Annotated in this window: 24 protein-coding genes and 2 pseudogenes; 16 read left to right on the top strand and 10 right to left on the bottom strand. The window is 68.5% G+C overall.

Annotated elements, in window-relative coordinates; genetic code table 11:
* The first annotated feature begins 40 nt into the window (after positions 1-40).
* The 8 genes and pseudogenes from lmeA to U8D42_RS25775 all read left to right on the top strand — a co-directional run bounded on the left by lmeA (position 41) and on the right by U8D42_RS25775 (position 7,260).
* Positions 41-853: a mannan chain length control protein LmeA gene (gene lmeA, locus U8D42_RS25805; RefSeq protein WP_085243132.1), complete on the top strand. Its 813-nt coding sequence runs from the start codon at positions 41-43 to the stop codon at positions 851-853.
* Between the two features lie 83 nt (positions 854-936).
* Entirely contained in the window at positions 937-1,026 is a 90-nt protein-coding gene (locus U8D42_RS29415) for an Ms5788A family Cys-rich leader peptide (RefSeq protein ID WP_368730642.1), read from the top strand.
* Between the two features lie 115 nt (positions 1,027-1,141).
* Positions 1,142-1,612: a DUF4395 domain-containing protein gene (locus U8D42_RS25800; RefSeq protein WP_322860521.1), complete on the top strand. Its 471-nt coding sequence runs from the start codon at positions 1,142-1,144 to the stop codon at positions 1,610-1,612.
* A 74-nt stretch (positions 1,613-1,686) separates the two neighbouring features.
* Positions 1,687-1,899, top strand: a pseudogene (locus U8D42_RS25795) (sulfurtransferase); the annotation flags it as partial.
* 5 nt (positions 1,900-1,904) lie between these two features.
* Complete coding sequence (locus tag U8D42_RS25790; protein WP_322860520.1) at positions 1,905-2,207, top strand: DUF1416 domain-containing protein; 303 nt, start codon at positions 1,905-1,907, stop codon at positions 2,205-2,207.
* 238 nt (positions 2,208-2,445) lie between these two features.
* Positions 2,446-3,084 (top strand): FABP family protein, encoded by a 639-nt coding sequence (locus U8D42_RS25785; protein WP_085242988.1) that lies wholly within the window; start codon positions 2,446-2,448, stop codon positions 3,082-3,084.
* Between the two features lie 129 nt (positions 3,085-3,213).
* A complete protein-coding gene (locus U8D42_RS25780) occupies positions 3,214-5,589 on the top strand; it encodes a hypothetical protein (RefSeq protein WP_322860519.1) in 2,376 nt (791 codons plus the stop codon).
* Between the two features lie 141 nt (positions 5,590-5,730).
* Positions 5,731-7,260, top strand: coding sequence for a sensor domain-containing protein (locus tag U8D42_RS25775; RefSeq protein ID WP_322860518.1), 1,530 nt, complete (start codon positions 5,731-5,733; stop codon positions 7,258-7,260).
* A gap of 241 nt (positions 7,261-7,501) precedes the next feature.
* On the opposite strand, the gene U8D42_RS25770 is transcribed toward U8D42_RS25775, so the two are convergent.
* Complete coding sequence (locus tag U8D42_RS25770; protein ID WP_322860545.1) at positions 7,502-8,374, bottom strand: aminodeoxychorismate lyase; 873 nt, start codon at positions 8,372-8,374, stop codon at positions 7,502-7,504.
* Between the two features lie 98 nt (positions 8,375-8,472).
* Between U8D42_RS25770 and U8D42_RS25765 the strand changes: the two genes are divergently transcribed.
* Positions 8,473-9,555, top strand: coding sequence for a YgfZ/GcvT domain-containing protein (locus U8D42_RS25765; RefSeq protein ID WP_322860517.1), 1,083 nt, complete (start codon positions 8,473-8,475; stop codon positions 9,553-9,555).
* 144 nt (positions 9,556-9,699) lie between these two features.
* A complete protein-coding gene (locus tag U8D42_RS25760; protein ID WP_085242993.1) occupies positions 9,700-9,879 on the top strand; it encodes a DUF3073 domain-containing protein in 180 nt (59 codons plus the stop codon).
* A gap of 61 nt (positions 9,880-9,940) precedes the next feature.
* On the opposite strand, the gene purM is transcribed toward U8D42_RS25760, so the two are convergent.
* From purM to U8D42_RS25745, 3 genes are all read right to left on the bottom strand, one after another.
* Complete coding sequence (gene purM, locus U8D42_RS25755) at positions 9,941-11,035, bottom strand: phosphoribosylformylglycinamidine cyclo-ligase (protein ID WP_085242994.1); 1,095 nt, start codon at positions 11,033-11,035, stop codon at positions 9,941-9,943.
* A gap of 71 nt (positions 11,036-11,106) precedes the next feature.
* Positions 11,107-12,633: an amidophosphoribosyltransferase gene (purF, locus tag U8D42_RS25750; RefSeq protein ID WP_322860516.1), complete on the bottom strand. Its 1,527-nt coding sequence runs from the start codon at positions 12,631-12,633 to the stop codon at positions 11,107-11,109.
* 138 nt (positions 12,634-12,771) lie between these two features.
* Entirely contained in the window at positions 12,772-13,161 is a 390-nt protein-coding gene (locus tag U8D42_RS25745) for a sterol carrier family protein (RefSeq protein ID WP_085242996.1), read from the bottom strand.
* Positions 13,162-13,180: 19 nt separating this feature from the next.
* On the opposite strand from U8D42_RS25745, the gene U8D42_RS25740 reads away from it, so the two are divergent.
* Positions 13,181-14,395 (top strand): MCE family protein, encoded by a 1,215-nt coding sequence (locus U8D42_RS25740; RefSeq protein ID WP_322860515.1) that lies wholly within the window; start codon positions 13,181-13,183, stop codon positions 14,393-14,395.
* Here the strand turns inward: U8D42_RS25740 and U8D42_RS25735 are convergent.
* Genes U8D42_RS25735 through U8D42_RS25725 form a run of 3 tightly spaced genes read right to left on the bottom strand, consistent with a single transcriptional unit; the run spans position 14,377 to position 18,139 of the window.
* Complete coding sequence (locus tag U8D42_RS25735) at positions 14,377-15,015, bottom strand: Rv0804 family intramembrane glutamic endopeptidase (protein ID WP_322860514.1); 639 nt, start codon at positions 15,013-15,015, stop codon at positions 14,377-14,379. The two genes, U8D42_RS25740 and U8D42_RS25735, sit on opposite strands and share 19 nt — an antisense overlap.
* 19 nt (positions 15,016-15,034) lie before the next feature.
* Positions 15,035-17,332, bottom strand: a complete 2,298-nt coding sequence (gene purL / locus U8D42_RS25730) for a phosphoribosylformylglycinamidine synthase subunit PurL (RefSeq protein ID WP_322860513.1) — start codon at positions 17,330-17,332, stop codon at positions 15,035-15,037.
* Between the two features lie 18 nt (positions 17,333-17,350).
* Positions 17,351-18,139, bottom strand: coding sequence for a helix-turn-helix domain-containing protein (locus tag U8D42_RS25725; protein WP_322860512.1), 789 nt, complete (start codon positions 18,137-18,139; stop codon positions 17,351-17,353).
* A 125-nt stretch (positions 18,140-18,264) separates the two neighbouring features.
* Here U8D42_RS25725 and U8D42_RS25720 point away from each other — a divergent pair, with 125 nt between their 5' ends.
* Positions 18,265-18,660: a nuclear transport factor 2 family protein gene (locus U8D42_RS25720; protein WP_322860511.1), complete on the top strand. Its 396-nt coding sequence runs from the start codon at positions 18,265-18,267 to the stop codon at positions 18,658-18,660.
* 8 nt (positions 18,661-18,668) lie between these two features.
* Here the strand turns inward: U8D42_RS25720 and U8D42_RS25715 are convergent, their stop codons facing one another.
* Both U8D42_RS25715 and U8D42_RS25710 read right to left on the bottom strand, forming a co-directional pair.
* Entirely contained in the window at positions 18,669-19,016 is a 348-nt protein-coding gene (locus tag U8D42_RS25715; RefSeq protein WP_322860510.1) for a VOC family protein, read from the bottom strand.
* 14 nt (positions 19,017-19,030) lie between these two features.
* Complete coding sequence (locus U8D42_RS25710) at positions 19,031-20,287, bottom strand: M18 family aminopeptidase (RefSeq protein ID WP_322860509.1); 1,257 nt, start codon at positions 20,285-20,287, stop codon at positions 19,031-19,033.
* Between the two features lie 280 nt (positions 20,288-20,567).
* Between U8D42_RS25710 and U8D42_RS25705 the strand changes: the two genes are divergently transcribed.
* The 3 genes from U8D42_RS25705 to U8D42_RS25695 all read left to right on the top strand — a co-directional run bounded on the left by U8D42_RS25705 (position 20,568) and on the right by U8D42_RS25695 (position 23,180).
* On the top strand, positions 20,568-21,578 hold the full coding sequence (locus tag U8D42_RS25705) for a Dyp-type peroxidase (protein WP_085243003.1): 1,011 nt from the start codon (positions 20,568-20,570) through the stop codon (positions 21,576-21,578).
* Positions 21,575-22,372, top strand: a complete 798-nt coding sequence (locus U8D42_RS25700; RefSeq protein WP_085243004.1) for a family 1 encapsulin nanocompartment shell protein — start codon at positions 21,575-21,577, stop codon at positions 22,370-22,372. The genes U8D42_RS25705 and U8D42_RS25700 overlap by 4 nt, the downstream gene beginning before the upstream one ends.
* A 67-nt stretch (positions 22,373-22,439) precedes the next feature.
* On the top strand, positions 22,440-23,180 hold the full coding sequence (locus tag U8D42_RS25695) for an SDR family NAD(P)-dependent oxidoreductase (protein WP_090418493.1): 741 nt from the start codon (positions 22,440-22,442) through the stop codon (positions 23,178-23,180).
* A 14-nt stretch (positions 23,181-23,194) separates the two neighbouring features.
* Here U8D42_RS25695 and U8D42_RS25690 read toward each other — a convergent pair.
* Positions 23,195-24,855 (bottom strand): annotated as a pseudogene (locus U8D42_RS25690) (MOSC domain-containing protein).
* Positions 24,856-25,057: 202 nt separating this feature from the next.
* Here U8D42_RS25690 and U8D42_RS25685 point away from each other — a divergent pair.
* Entirely contained in the window at positions 25,058-25,930 is an 873-nt protein-coding gene (locus U8D42_RS25685; RefSeq protein WP_322860508.1) for an alpha/beta fold hydrolase, read from the top strand.

The raw sequence follows: 25,930 nt of genomic DNA, 5'->3' as shown, positions 1-25,930 counted from the left end.
GGCGGTCGGACGCACGGCGGGCGCGGGGCTACGCGACAATGTGCGGGTGCGCAAGGTCCTGATCGGGGCGGCGGCCGTGACGGCCGCCCTCGTCGTGGTCGCGGTCGGCGCCGTGGCCGTCGACTACGGAAGCAGCATCTACGCCGAATACCGGCTGTCGTGCAGCGTCCGCAAAGCCGCCAACCTGAGGTCGGACCCGTTCGTCGCCATCGTGGCGTTCCCCTTCATCCCCCAGGCCATGCGCGACCACTACAACCAGCTGGAGATCAAGGCCAACGCCGTCGACCACGCGACGGTCGGTGAGGCCACGCTGGAAGCCACCATGTACTCGGTCGACCTGACCCACTCGTCCTGGCTGATCGGGCCCCACGCGACACTGCCGGTCGGCAAGCTCGAGAGTCGCATCATCATCGGCTCGACCCATCTGGGCCGCTACATGGGCATCAGCGATTTGATGGTCGAGGCGCCGCCCAGGGAAACCAACACCGCAACCGGCGGCGTCACCGCGTCGGGCATTTCCGACAGCCATGGCCTGGTGTTCAGCGGCACCCCGGACTCGGCCAACTTCGAGCACCGGGTCAGCGTGTCGGTGGACCTGTCCATCGCCCCGGACGATCAGGCGACCCTGGTGATCACGCCGACGGGCATCCTCACCGGTCCGGACACCGCGGACCAGACCGTCCCGGACGACAAGCGGGACGCGGTCCTGCGCGCCTTCACCACCAAAGTGCCCAACCAGCGGCTTCCGTTCGGGGTGGCGCCGAAGACCGAGGGGGCGCGCGGCTCCGACGTCATCATCGAAGGCATCAGCTACGGAGTGACCGTCAACCTGGACGGGTTCAAGCAGTCGTGAGCTCGTCACCGTCCAAAGCCTGCGGTCCGCCCAGCAACCGCCGTTGATTTGATCGTTCGCGGTCATTCGGTAAGCTTGCCGACGTGCTAGCCCGCCTTGAGCCTTTGCTCACCCAACGCCGCGCAGTCGACCTGTGCCGCACCGCGGGCTGTTGCTGTCGCTGTAGCTGCTGAGTGGCGCGCGCCTTCGCGCGTAGCACTCGGAGCAGCCCGGAACGTTGCCGTGGCCTGACTCCCTTCGTTCGTTCCCAAAAGCAGACAAGCAACAGGCGTATCCAGGAGTACTACCGTGCCGAGCACCAACAACAGCACCCAGCCAGACACCGTCGACGTACGGGGCCCGAGGTTCGCCGCCTGGGTCACCACCGCAGTCCTGGTGACAGCGCTCGCCGTATCCGCCATCAGCGCGCCGGGCGCGGCGGCGATTCTGGGGGTGCAGGCCGTCATCTTCGCCCTCGGCGCCGTCGGCGGCCCTCGCAAGCATCCCTACGGGCGAATATTCGCCGGCGTGGTGGCGCCCCGGCTCGGCCCCGTGACGGAGCGCGAACCGGTCGCACCCTTGAAGTTCGCCCAGCTCGTCGGCCTCGTCTTCGCGCTCGCGGGTGTCGCCGCGTTCGCCGCGGGCGCGTTCGTGGTCGGCGTCATCGCCACCGCCGCCGCGCTCACCGCCGCGTTCCTCAATGCCGCCTTCGGCATCTGCCTGGGCTGCCAGCTCTACCCCTTGGTCGCACGGTTCCGGGCCGCCGCGCGCGCCTCGTGACCCGCTCGTAGGAAGCGACCGAAAGGACCCCCGCATGGCACGCTCCGACGTCCTGGTCTCCGATCAGGCTGGACTGGCGTTCCGACGAGGAGCTGGCCAAGCTGTACGCCGACGCCGGCCTGGACGGCACCAAGGAGACGATCGCGTACTGCCGCATCAGGGAGCGCTCGTCGCACACCCGGTTCGTGCTCCGGGAATTACTCGGCCACAAAAACGTCACGAACTACGACGGAAGTTGGACGGAATACGGCTCCCTGGTGGGTGCCCCGATCGAGTTGGGAAGCTGACTGATATGTGCTCTGCCCCGAAGCAAGGCCTGACCTTGCCCGCCGGCGTCGACCTGGAGAAGGAAACGGTGATCACCGGCCGGGTCGTGGACGGCGACGGCCAGGCGGTGGGTGGCGCGTTCGTCCGCTTGCTCGACTCGTCCGACGAATTCACGGCCGAGGTCGTCGCGTCGGCCACCGGCGACTTCCGGTTCTTCGCGGCGCCGGGGTCGTGGAAGCTGCGCGCCTTGTCGTCGGCCGGTAACGGCACCGCCGTGGTGACCCCATCGGGTGCGGGCATCCACGAGGTGGATGTCAAGATCGCCTGAGACCCCCGCTGCCCCGACCGGGATCCCGCGGGGCGAATAGACTGGTCTCCGTGGTGCTCTTCTTCGAGATCATGCTGGTCGTGTCGGTCGTGGTGATCTCATGGTTTGCGCTCTACACGCTGTACCGGCTCATCACTGACGAATCGTGACCCGCGCCGGCGACGATCCAGAGCGCAGCGATGGGGTGGGGGTCCCTCCCGCTTGCGGGGGAGAGTGGCGCACGACTTCCGACGAATCGTTGAGTTCTGTTAGCTCCGGCGACCGCGCGGTGGCCGCAGCCGCAGAGCGCGCCAAGCTGACCGCCGGCCGCAACATCCCCGCCTTCGACGACCTGCCGCTTCCCGCCGACACCGCCAACCTGCGCGAAGGCGCCAACCTGCACGACGCATTGCTGGCGCTGCTACCGCTGGTCGGTGTGTGGCGCGGACACGGCGAGGGCCGTGGACACGACGGGGATTACCGGTTCGGCCAGCAGATCGTGGTCTCGCACGACGGCGGCGATTACCTCAATTGGGAATCCCGGTCCTGGCGGATCAGCGACACGGGCGATTACCAGGAACACGGGTTGCGCGAGACGGGCTTCTGGCGCTTCGTCAGCGACCCCGACGACCCCAGCGAATCTCAGGCCATCGAGTTGCTGCTCGCCCATTCGGCCGGCTACGTCGAACTGTTCTATGGCCGGCCGCGTACCCAGTCGTCGTGGGAGTTGGTGACCGATGCGCTGGCCCGCAGCCGATCGGGCGTGTTGGTCGGCGGCGCGAAGCGGCTGTACGGCATCGTCGAGGGCGGCGACCTGGCGTACGTCGAGGAGCGAGTCGACGCCGACGGCGGTCTGGTTCCGCATCTTTCGGCGCGGCTCTCGCGCTACGCGGGCTAACCGCCGACCCATTGCCCACCCGGGCAACCGGGTCGTGCGCGCCGACCCGGAATCATTGCTTTCGGCCGATCTTTTGCGTGTACTGTTCGACGTCCGAGCAGCCGATATCGCGCGAAGGGAGATCGGCGGATGCGTCCGACGAGCGCACCCTCGCCCTTCTTGCGGTGGGGTGTGACCACGGTCGGCGTGCTCCTCATCGCCTATCTGTTCGTGCTCGACCTGCAGCCCGGGCTCATCGACGTGCTGCCGCCGGCCGTGGGGTGGTTCGGCAGGCCCGGATCGATGCCGACGCTCGCGATCGTGGTGACGGTGCTGGTCTGGGCATCCGTGCTGACGTTCCGCTCGGGCAGTAGCCACCGGGTGGTGGGTGTTTCGTTCACCCTGATCGCAGCCCTGGTCGCCATGACGGCGATCCTCGGCCTCAGCTCGTACTGGGGTTGCCACGACGCCAACCACCCGGCCTTCTTCACCCCGCTGATGGCGACGGCCAGTCTGGTCAAGGGCGGCACCGGCGACTTCTCGGTGAGCGGACGGACTTGCCCGAATCCGACGCCGGTCGGCCTGGAGCTGGCCCGCATCGCGGCGCTGTCGGCGATCTTCACCGGGCTGGGCGGCGTCGTGGTCGGGGTCTTCCGAGCCCAGGTGGACCGGATGCGGGCCAACCTGGCCGATTCCGTCACCGCCATCGTCGGCGTCGACGGTGACACGCAGTCGATGATCAGCGGGGTCGCGCGGACGCTGGACCGACGCGGCACGCTGGTCGTCATCACCGGCGCCAGCGACGACCGGGTGCAGCGGGCCCGCAGACAGGGCGCCCGGGTGGTCCTGGTGGACTTCAACAACCCGTCCACCCTGGTCTCGCTGCGGCTGTGGCGCCGCCTGTCCCGGCTCTATCTGATGGCGCCCGACCCGGCGATCAACCTGCTGTGGCTGGACCTGATCGGCCGCCGGCTCGACGAAGTCGCCCACAAGCGGCGGTTGCCGTTGATCGTGCGGATGGACGACCCGTGGCTGGCCCAGGCCTGGCGGGCCCAGCAGTTCGGCGGATCGGATACCCGCTGGGCTGCCGACGTGATCGGCAAGTACGAGGTGACGGCGGGCAGACTGCTCGACGGCATCATCGCGACGGGGCGCATCAAACGCGTATTCGTCTGCGGCACTTCACAATTGACCCTTGCGCTGTGCGCGGACCTCACTCAGCGCGCCCTGGAACGCGACTTCTACACCCCACCGGGGGCGGTGCCGTTGCCCGCGCTCACGCTGGTCGAAAGGGACGCCCAGGAGTACCTGGCGGATCACGAGTTCTACCGGCAGCAGGCGGGCTTCATATCGGAGGGGCCGAGCATCGATGCCACGGCGGAGGCGCCGACGGTGCCGACGATGCTGCAGCTGACCGGCGACGCCGACCCGACGATCAGCGCCGTGATCTTCGTGGACTCCCATGCGGCGACGACCGCCGCCAGGCTGGCGGCCCGCTTCCCTGACATGCCGATCTACGCCTCGGACCTCAACACCAGCATCAGCGACGACTCGATCCAGGTGGTCGGCCGGCTGCAGTCCTACTCGCTGGTGTTGGACACCCAAGAGGGCCAGGTGCGGGACACCTGGGAGCGCGCGGCCAGGCTGATCCACGAACGGTACGTCTCGACGATCGCTCCCGGCGCGCCGCGGTCCGCCGCCGCGATGCCGTGGTCCGAGCTCGACGAGTTCTACCGCGGGTCCAACCGCCGGCAGGTGCGCAACGCGCTGTGGATGGTCGAGCAGATCGCGGGGCACACCTGGAACACGTGGGGCAGCCCACCGGCACAGCTGTCCGGCCACGACATGGCGGCACTGCCCCCCTTGGAACAGCTCGCCCTCATGAGCTTCGACCCGGATTCGGCGATGAGCATGGCCCGTGCGGAGCACGAGGATTGGTGCCGCTACTACCGGCGCAACGGCTGGAAATACGGTTCGCCGCGCGATGATTCGCGCAAGATCCACGACAAGCTGGTGGACTGGTCGGTCGTCGAGAGCAACCCGGATCTGCTCAACGCCGCGGTGCGCAGCCTGGCGGCCACGTTGTGGAGTCTGCGCCAGCTCGGTTTCCGGTCGCGTCCGCTGTGGCAGTCCTTCACCCGGGTGGGAACGGTGACCGCCGAACAACGAAGCACCCCATGGACATGGACGTCGGATGCGGGGCACGTGATGCGCGCCGACGCCGGCGACTGGGCGATCCAGGAAGACGGCAAGGTGTGGTCCGTTCGCGACGACATCTTCCGGGACACGTACGAGCCCGCCGGCGAGGGTCGCTGGCGACGAAAGGGACGCGTTCAGGCCCGCCCGGCCTACCCAGGGGAGACCGTGAACACCTTGGAGGGGCCGACGACCGCGGCGGAGGGCGACTGGATCGTACGGGGATCCACCGGCGAACAGTGGCCGGTTCCCGGTAACGAATTCTCGCGTCGCTACGCCGAATTCCACCCGCCCGAGCAAGCGTCCGCGGTCGACGGCGGACACGGATGAGATTGGTCGCCGCCGCCCCGAGCGACCGCAAGTTTGCGCGGTCCGACACGGCCCAGCACTGATACGGTATCGGCGCATGCCCAATAGCGGCATGCGCGGATTTCACCGTCCGTTTGCTACGCCCGCCCGTAGGAGACCGCGATGCCGCTGTTCATCAGCTACTCGAGCCAGGACAGGGCGACGGTCGACGCCCTGACGACCGCACTTCGCCGCGGACAGCAACAGGTTTGGTTCGATCAAGAGCTCGGCGGCGGTGAGTCGTGGTGGCACAAGATTCTTGAGCAGATTCGCTCGTGTGACGTGTTCATCGTGGCGCTGTCCAACAACTGGCTGCAGTCCAAGCCCAGTCAGGCCGAGTTGCGTTACGCACGGGCGCTGAACCGGCCGATCCTGCCGGTCCGGGTCGGCGACATCGACAGCATGCGCGTGAATCCCCTTGCCTCGTTGCAGATCATCGACTATCGCGAACCGACCGTCGACGCAGGCATCCAACTCGTCACGGCGGTACACGCGTTGCAGAGCAAGCCGGTGCCGTTGCCGGACCCGCTGCCCGAAGAGCCGCCGGTGCCGTTCGGATACATCACCCGGTTGGGCAACACCCTCGCCGAAAAGGAACTCAGCCCGCAGCAGCAGACCCAGCTGTTGATCGAACTCCGGCAGGGGCTCGATGAGGACGGCGACGATCCCAGCGCTCGCGGGGACATCGGCCAGCTGCTGCGCATGTTGCGCCTGCGCCACGACGTCACCTACCGCACCCGCACCGAGATCGACAACGTGCTGGCCGAGATCGAGGCCAAGGACGGTTCGCCGGCGGCCGCGGCCACGCAAAAGACGCAGGCACCGGCGTCGGCCCCGCCGCAGCCCGATGCCGCGGCGCCAACCAGCGGTCCGCCCAAAGCCGCTGCACCGACCGCGGTGGCCGCGGGTGCCGGCGGCGGGTCCGGCAAGCGGCTGATGATCATCGGCGGCGCGGCCGCGGCCGTCGTCGCCGTGATCGCGATCGTCGTCGTAGTGGCCACGCAGGGCGGCAGGACGAAGCCATCCCCGAAAGCCACCACGGGCGCCCCGGCTTCAACGGCTCCGAGTGCCCCGACCGCCGCGAACCTCCCGAATCTGGACGCGTATCTACTCGGCCCCGCCGATGTGAGCGCCATCGTGGGCGAGCCGAACCTGGTCGTGTCCGACAAGACGAGCGGGATGCGTTCGCCCCGGTGGACCCTGTCCAACCCGGACTGCCTGGGCGCCTACGAGCCCATCGCGGAGTCCGCGTACCGGGCGAGCGGCTACACCGCGGTTTCCGGCCAGGCAGTTCACAGTCCCGGCCAGGAGCCCGCCCACCGAGTCTTCGAATCGGTGATAGCTTTCCCGTCCGCCGACAAGGCCGGTGCCTTCGTCCAGGCGTCGGCGGAGAAGTGGAAAGCCTGCGCCGGGCAATCGGTGACGGTGACCGCCACCAACGGCAAAACCACCGGATGGAAGTTCGGCGAGGTCACCGGAACCGTGCCGACGATCTTCCAGCAGCGGACTGAGGCGGCAGGCACCCGCGTCTGCCACCACGCGCTGCATGCGGTGTCCAGTGTGGTCGTAGACCTGTTGCTGTGCGGCCCCGAGGGCGAGAACGGTCAAGCGGGCAAACTGACCCGGCAGATCGCCACGAAGGTGGGCCAGTAACGGCTCCGGACATGGAGCGGCCCCCGAGCATGGCAACCGGTTGGACACACCGGAAGCTCGGGGGCCGGGTGGCTACGGGGAATTCGCCAGCGCGCGTATATCGCCGGCTCTTCGAAAGCCACTGCTGCTAGCGCGCAGCCACCTCACATGTCCATGAAGCTATCAATTCGCGGACCACCTCCTTCCTTGTGTACGGCCGACCGTACCCGCGATTCCGCGAGGCGACAACACAATTCAGCGCTTAGCGATCGCTGACGATCGCGGAGTCGATCAGCGCGGCGAATTCCGCGGCCATCGGCGACCTGGGGAGCGGACGACCGTCGAGCGTGTGCACCCGCGCCGCCAACGTCATGCTCGAGACCAACCAGATTCCTTGCGCGGCATTGAGATCGGCGGGCCGTAGCGCGCGATAGTCGCAGTCGTAGCCCTTGGCCCGCGCCACCTCGAAGAGCGCCTGCTGCGTGGTGCCCCGCAAAATCGGATACCACGGCGGGGGTGTCAGCAGGCACAGGTTCCCGCCTCCCGCCGGCTCGGCATCGGTCGCGATCACCACGGTCGAGCGAGGGCCTTCAAGGATGTAGCCGTCCGAGCTGACGAAGATCACGTCACCGGCGCCCTGCCGGGCGGCATGACGCAAGGCGGCCATGTTCACCGCATAGGACAGCGTCTTGGCCCCTGCCAGCAGCCACGGCATCGCGTCCGTACCGGCGGCGGCCAGCCCGCGGTCCAATGTGATGGCGGCCAGGCCCTCCCGCCGAACCGCCGTCACGCGATCCGGGACAGCGGTGATCATCACGTAGGCGGTCGGCGCCGTTCCGCTCTCCCGGCCGCGGCTGTAGATGAGGCGCATTGCGCCTTCATCAGCGGTGCCCGCCACCCACTGCCCGGTGGCCACGCCGATCGCGCTGCGCCAGGCGGGCAGGTCGGGCTCGGGCAGATCCATCAGCCTGGCCGACTGGGTCAGCCGCTGCAGGTGGGACTCGACCAGACAGGGCCTGCCGTCGCGGACCAACAGCGTCTCGAAGATGCCGTCGCCGCGGACCGCTGCCAGGTCGTCGGCGTGCAGCAGCGGCACATCGGGCGGATGGATCGCGCCGTCCAGCGTGACGATCACACCCGTCTGGCCTGCCATGGGGGTAAAGCCTAGCCGCGAACGTAAAGCCGCCCGCACGCTCGTCGGATGGACCGCGCACCGATCCGTAGAGTTGATGTGTGTCTGCAGTACCTGCACCCGATACCGGACCCGACGCGGGCGCCGTTTGGCATTACGGCGATCCGCTGGGCGAGCAGCGCGCGGCCGAGACCGGCGCGGTAGTGGTGGACCGCTCGCACCGCGCCGTGCTCACCCTGACCGGTGGGGACCGCCAGAAATGGCTGCACAGCATCTCCACCCAACACGTCAGCGACCTCCCCGAGGGCGCCAGCACGCAGAACCTCAGCCTCGACGGCCAAGGGCGCGTCGAGGACCACTGGATCCAAACCGAACTCGGCGGCACCACCTACCTCGACACCGAACCGTGGCGGGGCGAACCGCTGCTGGCCTATCTGCGCAAAATGGTGTTCTGGTCGGACGTCTCCCCGGCAGCCGCCGACCTGGCCGTGCTCTCGCTGTTGGGTCCGCGCCTGGCCGACCGGGCGGTGCTCGATGCGCTCGGCCTGGACGCCCTGCCCGCCGAGCTGACGGCGGTTCCGCTTGCCGGCGGTGGCTTCGTGCGCCGGATGCCCGGCGCCCCCGCCGGACAGATCGAACTCGATCTGCTGGTCCCGCGCGACGACTCCGCCCGGTGGCAGGAACGTCTGGCGCAGGCCGGTCTGCGACCCGCCGGGGTCTGGGCCTACGAAGCGCACCGGGTCGCGGCGCTGCGGCCGCGACTGGGCGTCGACACCGACGAGCGCACGATTCCGCACGAGGTGGGGTGGATCGGCTCCGCGGTTCACCTGGACAAGGGCTGTTACCGGGGGCAGGAGACGGTCGCCCGCGTGCACAACCTCGGTAAACCGCCCCGGATGCTTGTGCTGTTGCACCTCGACGGCTCAGTGGAGCGGCCGTCGACGGGTGACCCGGTGCTCGCCGGCGGTCGCGCCATCGGCCGCCTCGGCACCGTGGTGGATCACGTGGACCTCGGGCCCGTGGCCCTGGCGCTGGTGAAGCGCGGGGTGCCGGCCGGCACCGAGCTGGCGACCGGTCCGCAGGGCGCGGTGGCTGCGGTGATCGACGCCGATTCGTTGCCGCCGACGGAACAGATCGGTGCGGGACGGCTGGCCGTTGAACGGTTGCGGGGCGGTGCGAGATAATCGTCGATGACGTCCGCCACAGCGGCAGGGGGCACCGACGCCCGACCGCAAGGCACGGTAAACTGTCGGCAGGACAATAACGACACCAGGAGATCGGAGCCGCCTGATTCGGGCCGCTCCGTTATTGCGCGAGGGGGTTCCCCCATGGGCCGCGGCCGGGCTAAGGCAAAGCAGACCAAGGTTGCTCGAGAACTCAAATACAGTTCTCCGCAGACCGACTTTCAGCGGCTTCAGCGCGAACTGTCGGGCGGTGAGGAAACCGCCGAGCTGGAGGACGATGGCGCCGGCGACTCCTGGGAAGACAGCGACGACTGGCGCCGCTGACACTCACCGCGCCATGCCGGCGCAATCCGCCTCGCGCCGGGGCTGACCCGGCTTCGGCCGTTTAAAACCTCGGGTGCTGTCCGACGAGCTTTGCCAGCGGGCCTTCTTTACCGCCCTTGCACACGGTCCCCAACACCCAGCAGTCCAAGTGGCGGGCCGTCAAGATGGCCAGGGCACGGTCGGTGTCCTCGGGCGCGACAACGGCGACCATGCCCACGCCCATGTTGAACGTCTTCTCCATCTCCTCCCGCGTCACCCGACCACGCTGGGCGATCATGGCGAACACGGGTGCGGGCGTCCAGGTCCCCCGGTCGATCTCGGCGACCAGGCCGTGCGGGATGACGCGTTGCAGGTTGCCGGCCAGCCCACCTCCGGTGACATGGCAGAACGTGCGGACATGGGTCTCGGCGGCCAGCGCCAGGCAGTCTTTGGCGTAGATCCGCGTCGGCTCCAACAGCTCTTCGCCCAGGGTCCGGCCGAACTCCTCGACGTAGCCGGCCAGGTTCATCCGGTCGATCTCCAGTAGCACCGCGCGGGCCAGCGAGTAGCCATTGGAATGCAGGCCGGAGGATCCCATCGCGATGATCGTGTCGCCGGGTTTGACGCGATCGGGTCCCAGCACGTCGTCGGCCTCGACGACGCCGACGCCCGTAGCCGAGATGTCGTAGTGGTCGGGTTCCATCAGACCCGGGTGCTCGGCGGTTTCGCCGCCGAGCAGCGCGCAGCCGGCACGCACGCATCCCTCGGCGATGCCCGCCACGATCGCGCTGAGGCGTTCCGGTACCGTCCGGCCCACCGCGATGTAGTCCTGCAGAAACAGCGGCTCGGCGCCGCAGACCACGAGGTCGTCGACCACCATCGCGACCAGGTCCAGCCCGACGGTGTCGTGCTTGTCCATCGCCTGGGCCACCGCCAGCTTGGTTCCCACGCCGTCGGTGGACGCCGCCAGCAGGGGTTCGCGGTAGTCGTTGCGCAAAGCGAACAACCCGGCGAACCCGCCCAGGCCGCCCCGCACCTCGGGTCTGGTGGCCTTCGTCGCCAGCGGCTTGAACATCTCCACGGCGCGGTCGCCGGCCTCGATGTCCACCCCGGCCGATGCGTAGGTGATGCCGTGGCTGCCCGGGTTGCGTCCGGGGCTTTTTCCGGGATCCGTCATCGCGATAAAGGCTACCGGGCGCCGCCGACCGCCGTGATCAAACGTGGTGGAAGCGGCGCACCGGACGTCCGTCAGTGGACGATCGGGACTTCGTCGGGAGCCAGATCGTCGAGCCCGGCTCCGCGCGCGGCGTTGACGAGCATGTGCTCGATGACGTTCTTGCCCAGGGCCGTCTCCTCGGGCAGCTCGATCGGATACCGGCCGTCGAAGCAGGCGGTGCACAGCCGCGACGCGGGTTGTTCGGACGCCGCGACCAGGCCCCGCAACGAGATGTAGCCAAGGGAGTCGGCGCCGATGGCGTGCCGCACCGCTTCGAGCATTTCCTCTTTGTCCTGCACGGCATTTGCGATCAGCTCGGCCGGCGACGGGAAGTCGATGCCGTAGAAGCACGGCCATTTCACGGGCGGCGACGCGATCCGCACGTGAACTTCGACGGCCCCGGCCTCGCGCAGCATGCGCAGCAGCGCACGCTGGGTGTTCCCGCGCACGATCGAGTCGTCGACGACGATGAGCCGCTTGCCGCGGATCACCTCGCGAAGTGGGTTGAGCTTCAGCCGGATACCGAGCTGGCGGATGGTCTGGGACGGCTGGATGAAGGTCCGCCCGACGTAGGCGTTCTTCATCAGACCCTGCCCGTACGGAATGCCGGACTCCTGCGCGTATCCGACCGCGGCGGGGGTGCCCGACTCCGGGACGCCGATCACCAGGTCGGCTTCGACCGGGCATTCGCGGGCCAGCCGGCGGCCGATCTCGACCCGGGTGGCGTGCACGGACCGGCCGGCCAGTGTGCTGTCCGGGCGCGCCAGGTAGACGTACTCGAAAACGCAGCCCTTGGGGGTGGGGTTGGCGAAGCGCGTGGAGCGCACCCCGTCGGCGTCGATCGCCAGCAGTTCGCCGGGCTCGATGTCGCGGACGAACGACGCGCCGACGATGTCGAGGGCCGCCGTCTCGGAGGCCACCACCCAGCCGCGGTCCAGCCGGCCGAGTGAAAGGGGCCGCACGCCGTGCGGATCGCGGCACGCATACAGCGTGTTCTCGTCCATGAAGGTCAGGCAGAACGCGCCCCGCACCGTGGGCAGCAGGTCCAGCGCAGCCTGCTCGAGGGTGGAATCCGCCGCGCCGTGCGCGAGCAGCGCGCCCAGGATGTCGGAGTCCGTCGTCGCGGGGGCGGGGCAGCGCCGGGCGATCAGACCCGCGTCGCGGGCACGGGCGGCCAGCTCGGCGGTGTTGACCAGATTTCCGTTGTGCCCCAGGGCGACGCCGGTGCCGGCGGCGGTGTTGCGGAACACCGGCTGTGCGTTCTCCCAGGTGGTGTCGCCGGTGGTGGAGTAGCGGCAATGGCCGATGGCCACGTGGCCCGGCATCGCCGCCAGCGTCTGCTCGTCGAACACCTGGCTGACCAAGCCCAGGTCTTTGAAGACGAGCACCTGTGACCCATCGGCGACGGCGATGCCCGCGGCTTCCTGCCCGCGATGCTGCAGCGCGTACAGGCCGTAATAGGTGAGCTTTGCGACGTCCTCGCCCGGGGCCCAGACCCCAAATACGCCACACTCTTCACGTGGGGAGTTCAGGTCCTGCTCGGGTTCCTGGATGGTCACAATTGGGGGGCTCCCTGGGGAACGGTTGGTGACGTAACGGAGTCTACGGGTCCGACGCCCGCGACCGCGAATTAACAGCGCGTGTTGAGCGGCGAAAATTCCCGCCCCCGACTGTAAAGCTGCAGCTCACGGTTATATTCAGCTGAGGTCGGACAGGGGCAGACAGTGTTGGATCTCACCGGCCCGAGAGCCGGAGAGGCTCAGCGCGCCAGTGTCCTTCGCCCGCTGGAAGGACAACTGCCCGGTCGCCAGCAGCAACCACGTCCGCGGATCGGTCTCCACCACGTTGGGCGGCGTGCCACGAGTGTGCCTGGGCCCGGCGATGCACTGCACCGCGACGAAGGGCGGAATCCGCACCTCGACGCTGGCACCGGGTGCAACAGCGGCCAGGGTGCGGGCGGTGAGCCGGACGGCGGTGCCGAGGCTCTCGCGGTCGGGGGCCGGCCGGGATTCGTCGCGCAGCCAGTCCGCGACGTCCAACACGGCCTGCCGAGTCTTCGCCGGATCGGCCTTTTGGCGGGCGGCCATACCCTAGGGTCTCAAACTCATGGAGCGTCGGCGCGTGCGGCGCGGGCCACCGTACAAGTCCGTCGGGCTCGTGACGGTGGTCATCATGGGGCTGGTCGGGTCGCTGCTGTACCTGCAGTTCCGGGGTGACCTCACGCCGACGACGAAGCTCACCATGGTGGCCGACCGGGCCGGCTTGATCTTGGACCCCGGTTCGAAGGTCACCTACAACGGGGTCCAGATCGGCCGGGTGGCCGGCATTTCCGAGATCACCCGTGGCGGCAAGCCGGCCGCCAAGCTGGTGCTCGACATCACCCCCAGGTATCTCAACCGGATCCCGGCCAACGTGGCGGCCAGCATCAAGGCGACCACGGTGTTCGGCAACAAGTACGTCGCGCTGAGCCCGCCGCCCCGCCCCGCGCCGCAACCGATCACACCGGCGACGGTGATCGAGGCGACGTCGGTGACCACCGAGTTCAACACCGTGTTCGAGACGCTCGTCTCGATCGCGGAGAAGGTGGACCCGGTCAAGTTGAACCTGACGCTCGGCGCGGCCGCGCAAGCCCTGACCGGATTGGGCGCGAGGTTCGGCGCCTCTGTGGTCAACGGCAACACGATCCTCGACGACGTGAACCCGCGGATGGGCGAAATCCGCAGCGACGTCGCGCGGTTGGCCGCCCTCGGCGAGACCTACGCCAACGCCTCACCGGACCTGTGGGCCGCGCTCGACGACGCGGTGACCGCGGCACGCACGCTCGACCGTCAGCACGTCGATCTGGATGCGGCGTTGCTCGCCGCGGCCGGGCTCGGCGGCACGGGCGCGGACGTCTTCGGCCGCGGCGGACCCTACCTCGCGCGGGGGGCCGACGATTTGCTCACCTCCAGCCAGCTGCTCGACGAGTACAGCCCGGAGATCTTCTGCACCATACGCAATTTCGCCGAGGTCGGTCCCAGGATCCACAACGCCCTCGGCGACAACGGCTACTCGCTGGGCGCGCACGCCGCGGGCGCGATCGCCGGGGCGCCGAATCCGTATATCTGGCCGGAGAACCTGCCCCGCACCAACGCCAGGGGCGGTCCCGGCGGCCGGCCGGGCTGCTGGCAGACGATCACCCGGCAGCTGTGGCCGGCGCCGTTTCTGGTCATGGATACCGGCGCAAGCATGGCTCCCTACAACCACTTCGAGCTCGGATCGCCACTTTTCCTCGAGCACGTGTGGGGCCGCCAGGTGGGCGACTACACCATCAATCCCTGACGCCACCGCACGCTAAGTGCGGCGATCGCGCCGGCCTCGTTGATGGCCAGGTGCACCAGCATGGGCGCGGCGAGGCTGCCGGAGCGGTCGGCCAGCCAAGCGAACAGCCACCCCGCGACGCCCGTCACCAGCACGGTGCCCAGCACCGGGTCCCCCGTCGCCCGCGCGTCGGCGATATGGGAGAGCCCAAAGGTCGCCGCCTGCATCAGTTTTCCGCCCGCTGCGCCGCAGGCGCCGGAAGCGGCGGTGGCCAGCGCCGCACGGAACGCGGCCTCCTCGGCCCAGACGGTCCCGACGGGGATCTGCAGCAGCAGCCAGCCGGGCGTCGAGCCGGGTGCCGCACGGCCGGCCATGGACGACCGCACCATCGGCACCGTCGTCGTCGCGGCGATCACGGTCGCCGCCGCCGCGCCGGCCGCCGATCCCAGCCGCAGCCCCGACCACAGCCGCGGCGGAGATAGCCCCAGCGGTGCGCGCGTCACAAGCACCAGCAACCCGGCAGCACCGGCCTGTAGTGTCGTCCGCCAAGCCGTGGGCAGTCGCGGGCCGACGAAGCTCCAGCCGACCAGGGCGGCGGCCAACAAGAAGGCACGGGCCCAACGAAAGCCGCTGTCACCCATCAGGATTGTTCGCTACTGCTCATCCGAACAGGCGAGGCAGCACCGCCTCGGACGTCTCACGCAGTTCGGCCAGCGACACGGTGAACAGGCCCTGAACTTCGATGGCGTCGGAGGCCTCATCGACGACGCCGATGCGCACCGCGGGCAGTCCGCGCGCCTCGCACATCGCCCTGAACCGGCTCTCCTCGGTGCGCGGCACCGCCACCAAGACTCGGCCGGCCGACTCGGAGAACAACGCCACGAACGGGTCGGTGCCCTCGGGAAGTACGATGCGGCAACCGGTTTCGCCCGCCAGCGCCGCCTCCACGATGGCCTGCGCGAGGCCGCCCTCCGACAGGTCGTGCGCCGCGGACACCAGCCCGTCGCGAGACGCCGCGCTCAACACCTCGGCGAGCAGCTTTTCGCGTGCCAGATCGACCGCGGGCGGCAACCCACCCAGATGGTCGGCCGTCACCTGCGCCCAGATGGAACCGTCGAAGTCGTCGCGGGTCTCCCCCAACAGCATCAGGGTCTCGCCGGGTTCGCCGCCCAGGCCGGTGGGGATGCGCCGGGCGACGTCATCGAGCACGCCGAGGACGCCGACCACCGGCGTGGGCAGGATTGCCGCAGAGCCGGTCTGGTTGTAGAAGCTGACGTTGCCTCCGGTCACCGGAATACCAAGGGCCGCACACCCATCGGCCAATCCCCGCACCGCCTGCGAGAATTGCCACATCACCCCGGGATCTTCCGGGGAGCCGAAATTGAGGCAATTGGTGACCGCGACCGGGGTGGCGCCGGTGACGGCGACATTGCGGTAGGCCTCGGCCAGCGCGAGTTGCGCCCCGGCGTAGGGATCGAGCAGTGTGTAGCGCCCCGACGCGTCTGTCGACAGCGCGATGCCGCGGCCGGTGGTCTCGTCGACCCGGAGCACCCCGCCGTCGGCGTGCTCGGCGAGCACGGTGTTGCCGCGCACGTACCGGTCGTATTGTTCGGTGATGAAGGCACGGCTGCACAGGTGCGGGCTCCCCACCAGCGCAAGCAAAGTCGCACGCAACTCGTCCCCGGTCGCCGGCCGCGGGAGGCGTGTTGAGCGGTCGGCGTTGAGCGCGTCCTGCGATTCGGGTCGCGCGACCGGCCGCTGGTAGACCGGGCCCTCGTGCGCCACGGTGCGCGGCGGCACGTCGACGACCGTCTCGCCGCGCCAGGTGATCCGCAACCGGTCACCGTCGGTGACCTCGCCGATCACCGTGGCCAGCACCTCCCATTTGCGGCACACCGCCAAGAAGGCGTCGACGTTCTCCGGGGCGACTACGGCGCACATGCGCTCCTGCGACTCGCTGCAGAGCACCTCGGCGGGTGTCATGTCCTTGGCGCGCAGCGGGACGGTGTCCAGCTCGATCGCCATACCCCCGTCGCCCGCCGACGCTAGTTCCGATGTGGCGCAGGACAATCCGGCCCCACCCAGATCCTGAATGCCGATTACCAGGCCGGCGGCGTAGAGCTCGAGGCAGCATTCGATGAGCACCTTCTCCATGAAGGGGTCGCCCACTTGCACCGACGGCAGCTTCTTGCGGGATCCCTCGCTGTCGAACGTGTCCGACGCCAGCACCGACACCCCGCCGATGCCGTCCAGTCCGGTGCGCGCGCCGAAGAGGATGATCTTGTTTCCGGCGCCCGAGGCGAACGCCAGATGCAGGTCCTCCTGGCGTAACACGCCCACGCACAACGCGTTCACCAACGGGTTGCCGGCGTAGCACGCATCGAAGACCGTCTCGCCGCCGATGTTGGGCAGCCCCAGCGAGTTGCCGTAGCCGCCGATGCCGCGGACCACCCCGTCGACCACCCGGCGGGTGTCGGGGGCGTCGGCGGCGCCGAACCGAAGCTGGTCCATCACCGCGACCGGCCGGGCCCCCATGGCCATGATGTCGCGGACGATCCCGCCGACGCCGGTAGCCGCGCCCTGGTAGGGCTCGACGTAGGACGGGTGATTGTGGGACTCGACTTTGAAGGTGACGGCCCAGCCGTCGCCGATGTCCACCACGCCGGCGTTTTCGCCGATGCCGGCCAGCATGCCCGCACGCATGTCGTCGGTGGTGGTTTCACCGAAGTAGCGCAGGTGAACCTTCGACGACTTATACGAACAGTGTTCGCTCCACATCACCGAGTACATCGCCAGCTCGGTGTCGGTGGGCCTGCGGCCCAGGATGTCGCGGATCCGCTGGTACTCGTCGTCTTTGAGCCCCAGCTCGGCGAACGGCTGCGGCTCGTCGGGGCTGGCGGCGGCGTGCTCGACGGTGTCGATGGTGTGGGTATGCGAGCTCGTCCCGGAGACAGTCACCTGAACAGTGTAAGAGCGCTACCGGCCGCGCAGCAGGCTGGCGCTGGCGGCGTCGGCCGGATAGAACAGCTCGACCGCGAGCTCGGCGAGCGTGACGTCGAGCGGGGTCCCAAACGTCGTCAGCGTGGTGAACATCGACAGCCGTTGCCCGCCGCCGGCATCGAGCTCGAACGGAACGAGCAGTGCGGCGTTGTCGTGCGGCGAGTTCCATGCCTTGGCGGCCGCTTCAACTCCCGGATAGCCGCGCACCTCGTCGTCGAGCGCCTGCAATCCCGGGTCGCCGGTGAGCGTGATCGTGCGCCGCAACTGTTGCAGCAGGTAGCCCGCCCATTCGGGAAAATTCAGGGTCCGCCCGGCGAGGCCGTCGGGGTGCAGCGACAACCGGTAGACGTTGGTCGGCGGGCCGAGCAGATCGTCGGGCAGGCCGGCGGTAAGCGCCGACGCCGCGGCGTTGGCGCCCACGATGTTCCAGCAGCGGTCGATCACGATGCCCGGATAGGGATCGTGGGCATCGAGGAGGCGCTGCACCGCGTCACGGGCCGGGGACAGCGCGGCATCCTCCAGCGAACGCGACGGGTAGCGCGGCGCGAACCCGGCCGCGAGCAGCAGCGTGTTGCGCTCCCGCAGCGGAACGTCGAGACCCTCGGCGAGGGCGAGCACCATCTCCGGGCTGGGGCGCGAGCGGCCCGTTTCGACAAAGCTCAGGTGACGCGCCGACACGCCCACACTCAGCGACAGGTCGAGCTGACTCACCCGTCGACGCTCGCGCCATTCGCGCAACAGGGCACCTACCGCCGCGTGGTTCACGAAGCCACGTTAACCACGGCCGCGGACCCGTAGCGATGACCTCGGAGGTAATTGTGCCGCCGCACACCGCCGCGACACGCTTGGCGCAACGCGCTCGATCGGAGCGCCCGACCCAAGGAGAACCGATGACCGACATCCAATCCGCCCCGAAATTCAGCGCCGAGGTATTCGCCGCGTATTGGGCCGCGCCCAGCATGTCGCGCGGCTTCGAGATCCTGGCCAACGACATCGTGGGCTACTGGCCGGGCGACCCCGAGCCGGTCCGCGGTATCGAACCCTACACGGCGAAGATCGCCGAGATACTGGACGCCGCACCGGATTTGAAGCTCGAGGTGGTGGACAGCGCCACCGTGCCCGGCGCCGCCGAGGGCGAGGAGCTGGTGTTCGTGCACTATGTGGGTCGGGGCACCGGTCCCGACGGGCCGTTCCAGATCCGGGGGCTCGACCGGGTTCGCACCCGCGACGGGATCGTCGTGGAGAACGTCATCCGCTACGACCCGCTCTTCCTCGCCCGCGGCTGAGCGGCGAGCTACTGCCCCACGACGCAGAAGACGTTGCCCTCGGGGTCGGCCAGCACCACCCAGCGGAAGTTGTCGCCGAAGCTGTGCCGGCCGACCTCGCTGGCCCCGGCAGCCGTCAGCCGCGCCGCCTCGCCATCGACGTCGGTGGCGCTGAAGTCGAGGTGCACGCGGTTCTTCCCGGGGGTGGGGTCGGGCACCTTCTGGAATCCGAGCTTGGGTCCCTCCGGCAGGGTCACCGCGGTGAACTCGTCGGCGAGCAACTCCTGCGTCGTACCGCCGAACTGCTCGGCCCACCAGCCAGCCAGCCCCGCGGGAGCGCTGCAGTCGAAGGTGACCATTTCTACGTTGAGCGTCATGGCCGGATCGTAAGTCAGCGGGGCGACAGAAAAGCTTGCAGCGCCGCCGAATAGGCGGCCACATCGTGCGCGCCCATCAATTCCCGCGCGGAGTGCATCGCCAGTTGCGCGGCACCGACGTCGACGGTGGGAATCCCGGTCCGGGCCGAGGCCAGCGGCCCGATCGTCGACCCGCACGGCAGGTCGGCGCGATGCTCGTAGCGCTGCAGGGCGACGCCGGCCTGCTCACAGGCCAGGGCGAAGGCCGCGGCCGTGCGTCCGTCGGTGGCGTACCGCAGATTGGGGTGCACCTTGAGCACCGGGCCGGCGTTGACCTCGATGAGGTGGCCGGGCTCGTGGCGCTCTGGATAGTTGGGGTGGGTGGCGTGCGCCATGTCGGCCGAGGCCAGCAACGAGTCGGGCAGTCGGCGCAGGAAGTCTTCCCGAGTGCCGCCGGCCGCCAGCACGATCCGCTCCAAGAGGGTGCCCAGCAGGTCGGACTGGGCCCCGTGATCGGAGGACGAACCGACCTCTTCGTGGTCGAAGAGCACCAGCACGGGCAGGAAACCCCGCGGCTCGGCGGTCAACAGCGCTTCCATGCCGGCATAGCAGCTGGTCAGGTTGTCCAGCCGGGGCGCGCTGAGCAGGTCGGCGTCGGCGCCCACCACCGTCGACGGGGTCAGATCGTGGGTCATCAGGTCGGCGCCCAGCACGGCGGCGGGCGACACCCCGGCGCGTTCGGCGACGAAGTCGACGAACGACCTCGTTTCCGCGCCGGCGCCCCACACCGCGTTGAGGTGTCGCTGCGGATCCAGCGTCAGCGATTTACGGTCCTCGGCCAGGTGGATGGCCAGTTGCGGTACGCGCAGGATCGGCTCGTCGATCCGGACCAGCCGGTGCTCGATCCCGCCGCCGTCATGCACCGACAGCCGTCCACTCAGGCCGAGGTCGCGGTCCAGCCACGAGTTGAGCCATGCTCCCCCGTACGGCTCGAGGGCCACCACTCGCCATCCGGCCACCAGCCGATCCGGATGCTGCTTGACCCGCAGGTTCGGGCTGTCGGTGTGTGCGCCGACGATCCGGAACGGGCCGTCGGCCCCAGCGGAGTGCCAGGCGACCAACGAGGCTGCCCGCACGGTGAAGTAGCGACCCGGTTCGTCCGGCCAGCGCTCGGCCTCGCGCAGCTCGGTGTAACCCGCGGCGGCCAGCCGCGCGGCCACCGTCGCGCAGGCGTGAAACGGCGATGGAGAAGCGTCGATGAAATCGCAGAGGCCTGCGGCGCTGGCCGGCATGTTCAACATCATGGCTGTCGGCGACAGCCGTCGCCACGCTGGGCCCGATTGCGCGGCTCCTCACTCGCGCACTTCCTGCGCTCGCCGTCGCCACGCTGGGCCCGATTGCGCGGCTCCTCACTCGCGCACTTCCTGCGCTCGCCGTCGCCACGCTGGGCCCGATTGCGCGGCTCCACACTCGCGCACTTCCTGCGCTCGCCGTCGCCACGCCGGGTCCGATTGCGCGGCTCCACACTCGCGCACTTCCTGCGCTCGCCGTCGCCACGCTAGGGTCGGCAGAGTGCCCGCCGTCCAGCCGCAGCCGATCCTCGAGCCGTTGACACCCGCGGCGGTCTTTCTGGTCGTGACCATCGACGACGGCGGAGAAGCCACGGTTCATGACGCGCTGCCCGACATCTCCGGTCTGGTGCGCGCGATCGGCTTTCGCGAGCCGCCGAAGCGGTTGTCGGCGATCACCTCCATCGGCTCGCGGGCCTGGGATCGGCTGTTCTCCGGGCCGCGTCCCGCCGAGCTGCACCCGTTCGTCGAACTCAACGGCCCGCGGCACACCGCCCCGGCGACGCCCGGGGATCTGTTGTTCCACATCCGGGCCGAAAGCTTGGACGTGTGTTTCGAACTGGCCGACCGCATCCTGAGGTCGATGTCCGGTGCCGTCACCGTGGTCGACGAAGTGCACGGATTCCGCTACTTCGACAACCGCGACCTGTTGGGCTTCGTCGACGGCACCGAGAACCCCGGCGGCCAGCTCGCCGTCAGCGCGACCGCCATCGGGCCAGAGGATCCCGAATTCGAGGGCTCGTGCTACGTGCACGTGCAGAAGTACCTGCACGAAATGGATTCGTGGAATTCGCTTTCCGTCAGCGAGCAGGAGCTGGTGATCGGCCGTACCAAGCTAGAGAACCTGGAACTCGGCGAGGACGAAAAGCCGGCCAACTCCCACATCGCCCTCAACGTCATCACCGACGACGACGGCACCGAGCTGAAGATCGTGCGGCACAACATGCCGTTTGGCGAGCTCGGCAAGGGCGAGTACGGCACCTATTTCATCGGCTATTCCCGCACGCCGCAGGTCACCGAACAGATGCTGCGCAACATGTTCCTCGGTGATCCGCCCGGCAACACCGACCACATCCTCGAATTCTCCACCGCGATCACCGGTGGCCTGTTCTTCTCGCCCACTGTCGATTTCCTCGACGATCCACCGCCATTGCCCGCACCGCCCGTGGCGGAAACATCCGCCGCCCAGGACGGCTCACTCTCGATCGGCAGCCTGAAAGGAACCACTTCATGAACAACCTCTACCGCGACCTGGCACCGGTCACCGAAGCCGCCTGGGAAGAAATCGAATTGGAGGCGACCCGAACGTTCAAACGCCATGTCGCCGGACGCCGCGTGGTCGATGTCAGCGGGCCCGGCGGCCCGGCCACGGCGGCGGTCAGCACCGGCCGGCTGCTCGACGTGGCGTCACCCTCCGACGGCGTGGAGGCCCATCTGCGGGCGAGTAAACCCCTTGTCCGGCTTCGGGTTCCGTTCACCCTGTCGCGCTACGAGATCGACAACGTCGAACGCGGCGCGCAAGACTCCGACTGGGATCCGGTCAAGGCCGCCGCCAAGAAGCTGGCATTCGTCGAAGATCGCGCCATCTTCGAGGGCTACCCCGCCGCGTCGATCGAGGGCATCCGCGCCGCCAGCTCGAACAAGCCGCTGACCTTGCCGGCGGACCCGCGCGAGATTCCGGATGTCATCACCCAGGCGATCTCCGAACTGCGGTTGGCCGGTGTCGACGGCCCCTACTCGGTGCTGCTGTCCGCGGACGTCTACACGAAGGTCAGCGAGACCACCGAACACGGATATCCGATCCTCGAACACATCGACCGGCTGGTTCCCGGGGACATCATCTGGGCGCCGGCGATCGACGGTGCTTTCGTGCTGACCACCCGCGGTGGTGACTTCGATCTGCAGCTGGGAACCGACGTGTCGATCGGCTACACCAGCCACGACGCGGACACCGTGCGGCTGTATCTGCAGGAGACGCTGACCTTCCTGTGCTACACCGCGGAGGCCGCCGTCCCGCTGGGCTCCTAGGAATAAACGGCCGCGGCCCGCTGCTGACGGGAAGGCAAATGAACTTCTCTCCCGGAGGCAGGGTGCGATGGCAACGACAATGGCCGGCTCCACCGCGTTGGTGACCGGAGCCACATCAGGGATCGGCCGAGCGATCGCGCTGCAACTCGCCGAACGTGGCGTCGAGGTGGTCGTACACGGCCGTAGCGCCGAACGCGGCGAGAAGACGGTTCGGGAGATCGAAAATGCCGGCGGCCGAGCGCGATTCGTTGCCGCCGACCTCACCGACAGCCAAGACGTGCGCCGGTTGGCGGCCGAGGCGGGACCGGTCGACATACTGGTCAACAACGCCGGTATCTACCAATTCGGAGCCACCGTGGACACCGATGACGCAACGTTCGACGACCATGTGAACGTGAACTTGCGCGCCCCGTACATCTTGGTCCAGCAACTGGTGCCGGCAATGATCGAGCGTGGCGGTGGCACCGTGGTCAACGTGAGCACCGTCGCAGCATCGGCACCGGCGAGCGGCGCGGGCATCTACGGCGCGACCAAGGCCGGCCTGGAGCTATTGACCCGCGTGTGGGCAGATGAGTTCGGTCGGTCGGGGGTACGGGTGAACGCGATCGCGCCGGGGCCAACCGACACTCCCGGCGTAGCGGTTACACCTGGTGTGTTGGACGCCGTGGCGGCCGGCACCGCGATCGGCCGACCCGCCGAGCCGAGTGAAATCGCCGGCGTGGTCGTGTTCCTCAGCTCCCCCGACGCCAGCTATGTCAACGGCGCCGTCGTGCCGGTGAGCGGCGGTCAACGCGCGATCGCCGCCTGAAGCAACGGTTTCCGCTACAGGTCGAGCACCAGCTCGGTCTCTGGGGCCGCCGAGCAGATAAGCACAGTCCCCGGCTCGGGAGCCTCCAAGGGCTGCTGCACATATCTGGCGTTGCCGGCAACGATGCCGGTCACGCACACGTGACAGACTCCGCTTCGGCAGGAGTATCGGGTGGGCACGTCGCATGCTTCTGCCAAGTCGAGAATGCTTCCGCAGACGGACGACCAGCCGACCGTCAGGCCGCTGCGTGCGAACGTGATTGCCGGCCCCGCCCCCGGAGGGCCCGCCGGGGGATGCGGTGGCTGACGAGGGGTACCGTCGACGATCCCGGGGTTGATCGGCGGCAGGGCGCCGAATAGTTCGCTATGGATCCGCGCAGGGTCCAGCCCGCCAGCGGCCAGCGCGTCGCGCATGTCGCTCATGAATTGGGTTGGGCCGCAAAGGTACGCCGTCGCATCGACCGGGATACCCAGTGCCGCGATGGACTGCCGGTCCAGCCGTCCCTGGGTCTGCGTGTAGAACACCAACTGCCGCGCATGCGGCAGCGACCCGATCAAGCTGGCGACCTCGGCTGCGAACGCGTGTGTTTCAGGACTGCGGGCGGTGTGCAGCCACCAGACTTCGCGGGAGCTACGGGCCGCTGACAGCACGTGCAGCATCGCCAAGACGGGTGTGATGCCGATTCCCGCCGACATCAACAGCACCGGACCGTCGTCGTCGGCCAGGTAGAAATCACCCCGTGGGGCCGCGGCCTCAACGACCGAGCCCGGCTCGAGGTGCTCGTGCAACCATCGGCTCACCAGGCCGTGCTCTTCGCGTTTGACGCTGATGCGGAAATACCCTGCCGCGGGGTCGCCCGAGAGGGAGTAACTGCGCAGCGGCGCCGGCATGCCCGCGCCGGGGATCCGCACCGGCAGGTATTGCCCGGGAAGCGGCGACGGCAGGACGGCGTGGTCGTCAGCCTCCAGCCAGATGGACATCACCTGTGAACTCTCCTGGCGTATTTCGCTGACGCGCAAGGAGCGGAATCCATCCCACGCCGGTTGCGCGCCCGGAAGGACTGCCGCCAGCCGGGGCTGAGCGCGGCGACATCGACGACCTTGTAGAGTTGGTCGCGGTCACGGTCCGGCAGATACAACAGCGCGTCGACGTCGGCGACGCTCAGTTCGTGGCGACCACGGCGGGTACGCACGATCTCGTCACCGGCGCTGACCTGCCCCTCGACGATGACGCGAAAGTAGAATCCCGGGCGGTGTTGGGAGACAAGCAGCTTCGGCATCTTTGGCTCGTTCAGCCGCATTCCGACTCGGAAGCAGGTAACACGGGGCTGGGTAACTTCGAATTCGGCTTCACCGATCCGATAGCGGTCACCGATGCACACATCGTCGTCGGGCAAGCCGGCGATCGTGAAGTTCTCCCCGAAGTGGCCAGGCACTAGGTCGTCGCGACGCAGGTATTTCTTCCAAAAGTCGTATGACTCTGTCTGGTACACCATGACGGCACGATGCTCACCCCCGTGACCGGCGAGATCACCCTGGCCGTCGCCATCGACATTGAGGCGGCGCACCATGACCGGCCCCTGAACCGGGGCTTTCCAGACACCGGTGTAGACCGTCTTGCCCCGCCATTCCACGTTTCTGGGCAGACCGACGTTTACTGAAACCAGCTTGCCCACCGTGTCACCTCCGGGCCCCCGTAACTGGGCTGGCTGACCCAAAATATGCCGCGCCGCGCCATTGGGCAACCCAGACGGGCTGTTGCGCCAAGCTCGTGTTGATGCATACTGGGCTAAGCATCCCAAAATCAAAACCGTGGATGCGGTAGCGTCCGCCAACCGCCACCTTGAGTTGCGGGCCGGAGCCATGAGGAGGAATGTCATGCCGGCTGTCCATCATCGATACGCCACCGTCGACGGTCACCAGCTCTTCTTCCGGGAATCGGGTGACCCCAGCGCTCCCGCGCTCGTGCTGTTGCACGGCTTTCCGACCAGCTCCTACATGTTCCGGCATCTGCTGCCGGCGCTCGCGGACCGCTATCACGTCATCGCACCGGACCACCTGGGCTTCGGGCTTTCCGACGCGCCGTCCGTGCAACAGTTCGACTACACCTTCGATGCGCTGACCGACCTGACCGGCGGCCTGCTCCGCACGCTCGGCATCGACAGATACGCCATGTACGTCCAGGATTACGGCGCACCGATCGGATGGCGACTTGCTCTGCGCGACCCCTCGGCGATCACGGCCATCATCAGCCAGAACGGTAATGGCTACGACGCGGGATTCGTCGACGACTTCTGGAAGGTCGTGCGCGCTTACCAACGCGAACAGACGCCCGAGACCGAGGCCGCGGTACGGCAGTTCCTCACACTGGACGCCACCCGGTGGCAGTACGTCACCGGCGTTCCCGACGAGACCCTGCTCGACCCCGAATCCTGGCATCACGACTACGCGCTCATATCGCGTCCGGGCAACGACCTGGTGCAACTGAAGCTGTTGCGGGACTACGCGACCAACGCGCCGCTGTATCCGCGGCTGCACGAGTACTTTCGCGCCAGCCAGGTGCCCCTGCTCGCGGTGTGGGGTCGCGGCGACGAGATATTCGGCCCGGCCGGCGCCGAGGCGTTCGCCGACGACCTCCCGGATGCCGAGATCCGACTGCTCGACGGCGGGCACTTCCTACTGGAGTCCGCGCTGGACGAGGTCGCCGAATTGATCCGCCGCTTCCTGGCCAGGGTTGACATGACCGCTTGA

The organism is Mycobacterium europaeum (genome assembly GCF_034555895.2).
In the GTDB taxonomy this organism is placed as follows: domain Bacteria; phylum Actinomycetota; class Actinomycetes; order Mycobacteriales; family Mycobacteriaceae; genus Mycobacterium; species Mycobacterium europaeum.
This window is presented reverse-complemented; position numbering and strand designations above follow the sequence as displayed.

What these genes read in the sequence shown, in the direction of transcription:
- U8D42_RS25790 (WP_322860520.1), top strand. Translation starts at nt 1,905, where the DNA reads ATGTGCTCTGCCCCGAAGCAAGGCCTGACCTTGCCCGCCGGCGTCGAC.
- U8D42_RS25720 (WP_322860511.1), top strand. Translation starts at nt 18,265, where the DNA reads ATGACCGACATCCAATCCGCCCCGAAATTCAGCGCCGAGGTATTCGCC.
- U8D42_RS25710 (WP_322860509.1), bottom strand. Translation starts at nt 20,287, where the DNA reads ATGCCGGCCAGCGCCGCAGGCCTCTGCGATTTCATCGACGCTTCTCCA.
- U8D42_RS25780 (WP_322860519.1), top strand. Translation starts at nt 3,214, where the DNA reads ATGCGTCCGACGAGCGCACCCTCGCCCTTCTTGCGGTGGGGTGTGACC.
- U8D42_RS25700 (WP_085243004.1), top strand. Translation starts at nt 21,575, where the DNA reads ATGAACAACCTCTACCGCGACCTGGCACCGGTCACCGAAGCCGCCTGG.
- U8D42_RS25760 (WP_085242993.1), top strand. Translation starts at nt 9,700, where the DNA reads ATGGGCCGCGGCCGGGCTAAGGCAAAGCAGACCAAGGTTGCTCGAGAA.
- U8D42_RS25685 (WP_322860508.1), top strand. Translation starts at nt 25,058, where the DNA reads ATGCCGGCTGTCCATCATCGATACGCCACCGTCGACGGTCACCAGCTC.
- U8D42_RS25715 (WP_322860510.1), bottom strand. Translation starts at nt 19,016, where the DNA reads ATGACGCTCAACGTAGAAATGGTCACCTTCGACTGCAGCGCTCCCGCG.
- U8D42_RS25735 (WP_322860514.1), bottom strand. Translation starts at nt 15,015, where the DNA reads ATGGGTGACAGCGGCTTTCGTTGGGCCCGTGCCTTCTTGTTGGCCGCC.
- purM (WP_085242994.1), bottom strand. Translation starts at nt 11,035, where the DNA reads ATGACGGATCCCGGAAAAAGCCCCGGACGCAACCCGGGCAGCCACGGC.
- U8D42_RS25745 (WP_085242996.1), bottom strand. Translation starts at nt 13,161, where the DNA reads ATGGCCGCCCGCCAAAAGGCCGATCCGGCGAAGACTCGGCAGGCCGTG.
- U8D42_RS25740 (WP_322860515.1), top strand. Translation starts at nt 13,181, where the DNA reads ATGGAGCGTCGGCGCGTGCGGCGCGGGCCACCGTACAAGTCCGTCGGG.
- U8D42_RS25775 (WP_322860518.1), top strand. Translation starts at nt 5,731, where the DNA reads ATGCCGCTGTTCATCAGCTACTCGAGCCAGGACAGGGCGACGGTCGAC.
- U8D42_RS25695 (WP_090418493.1), top strand. Translation starts at nt 22,440, where the DNA reads ATGGCAACGACAATGGCCGGCTCCACCGCGTTGGTGACCGGAGCCACA.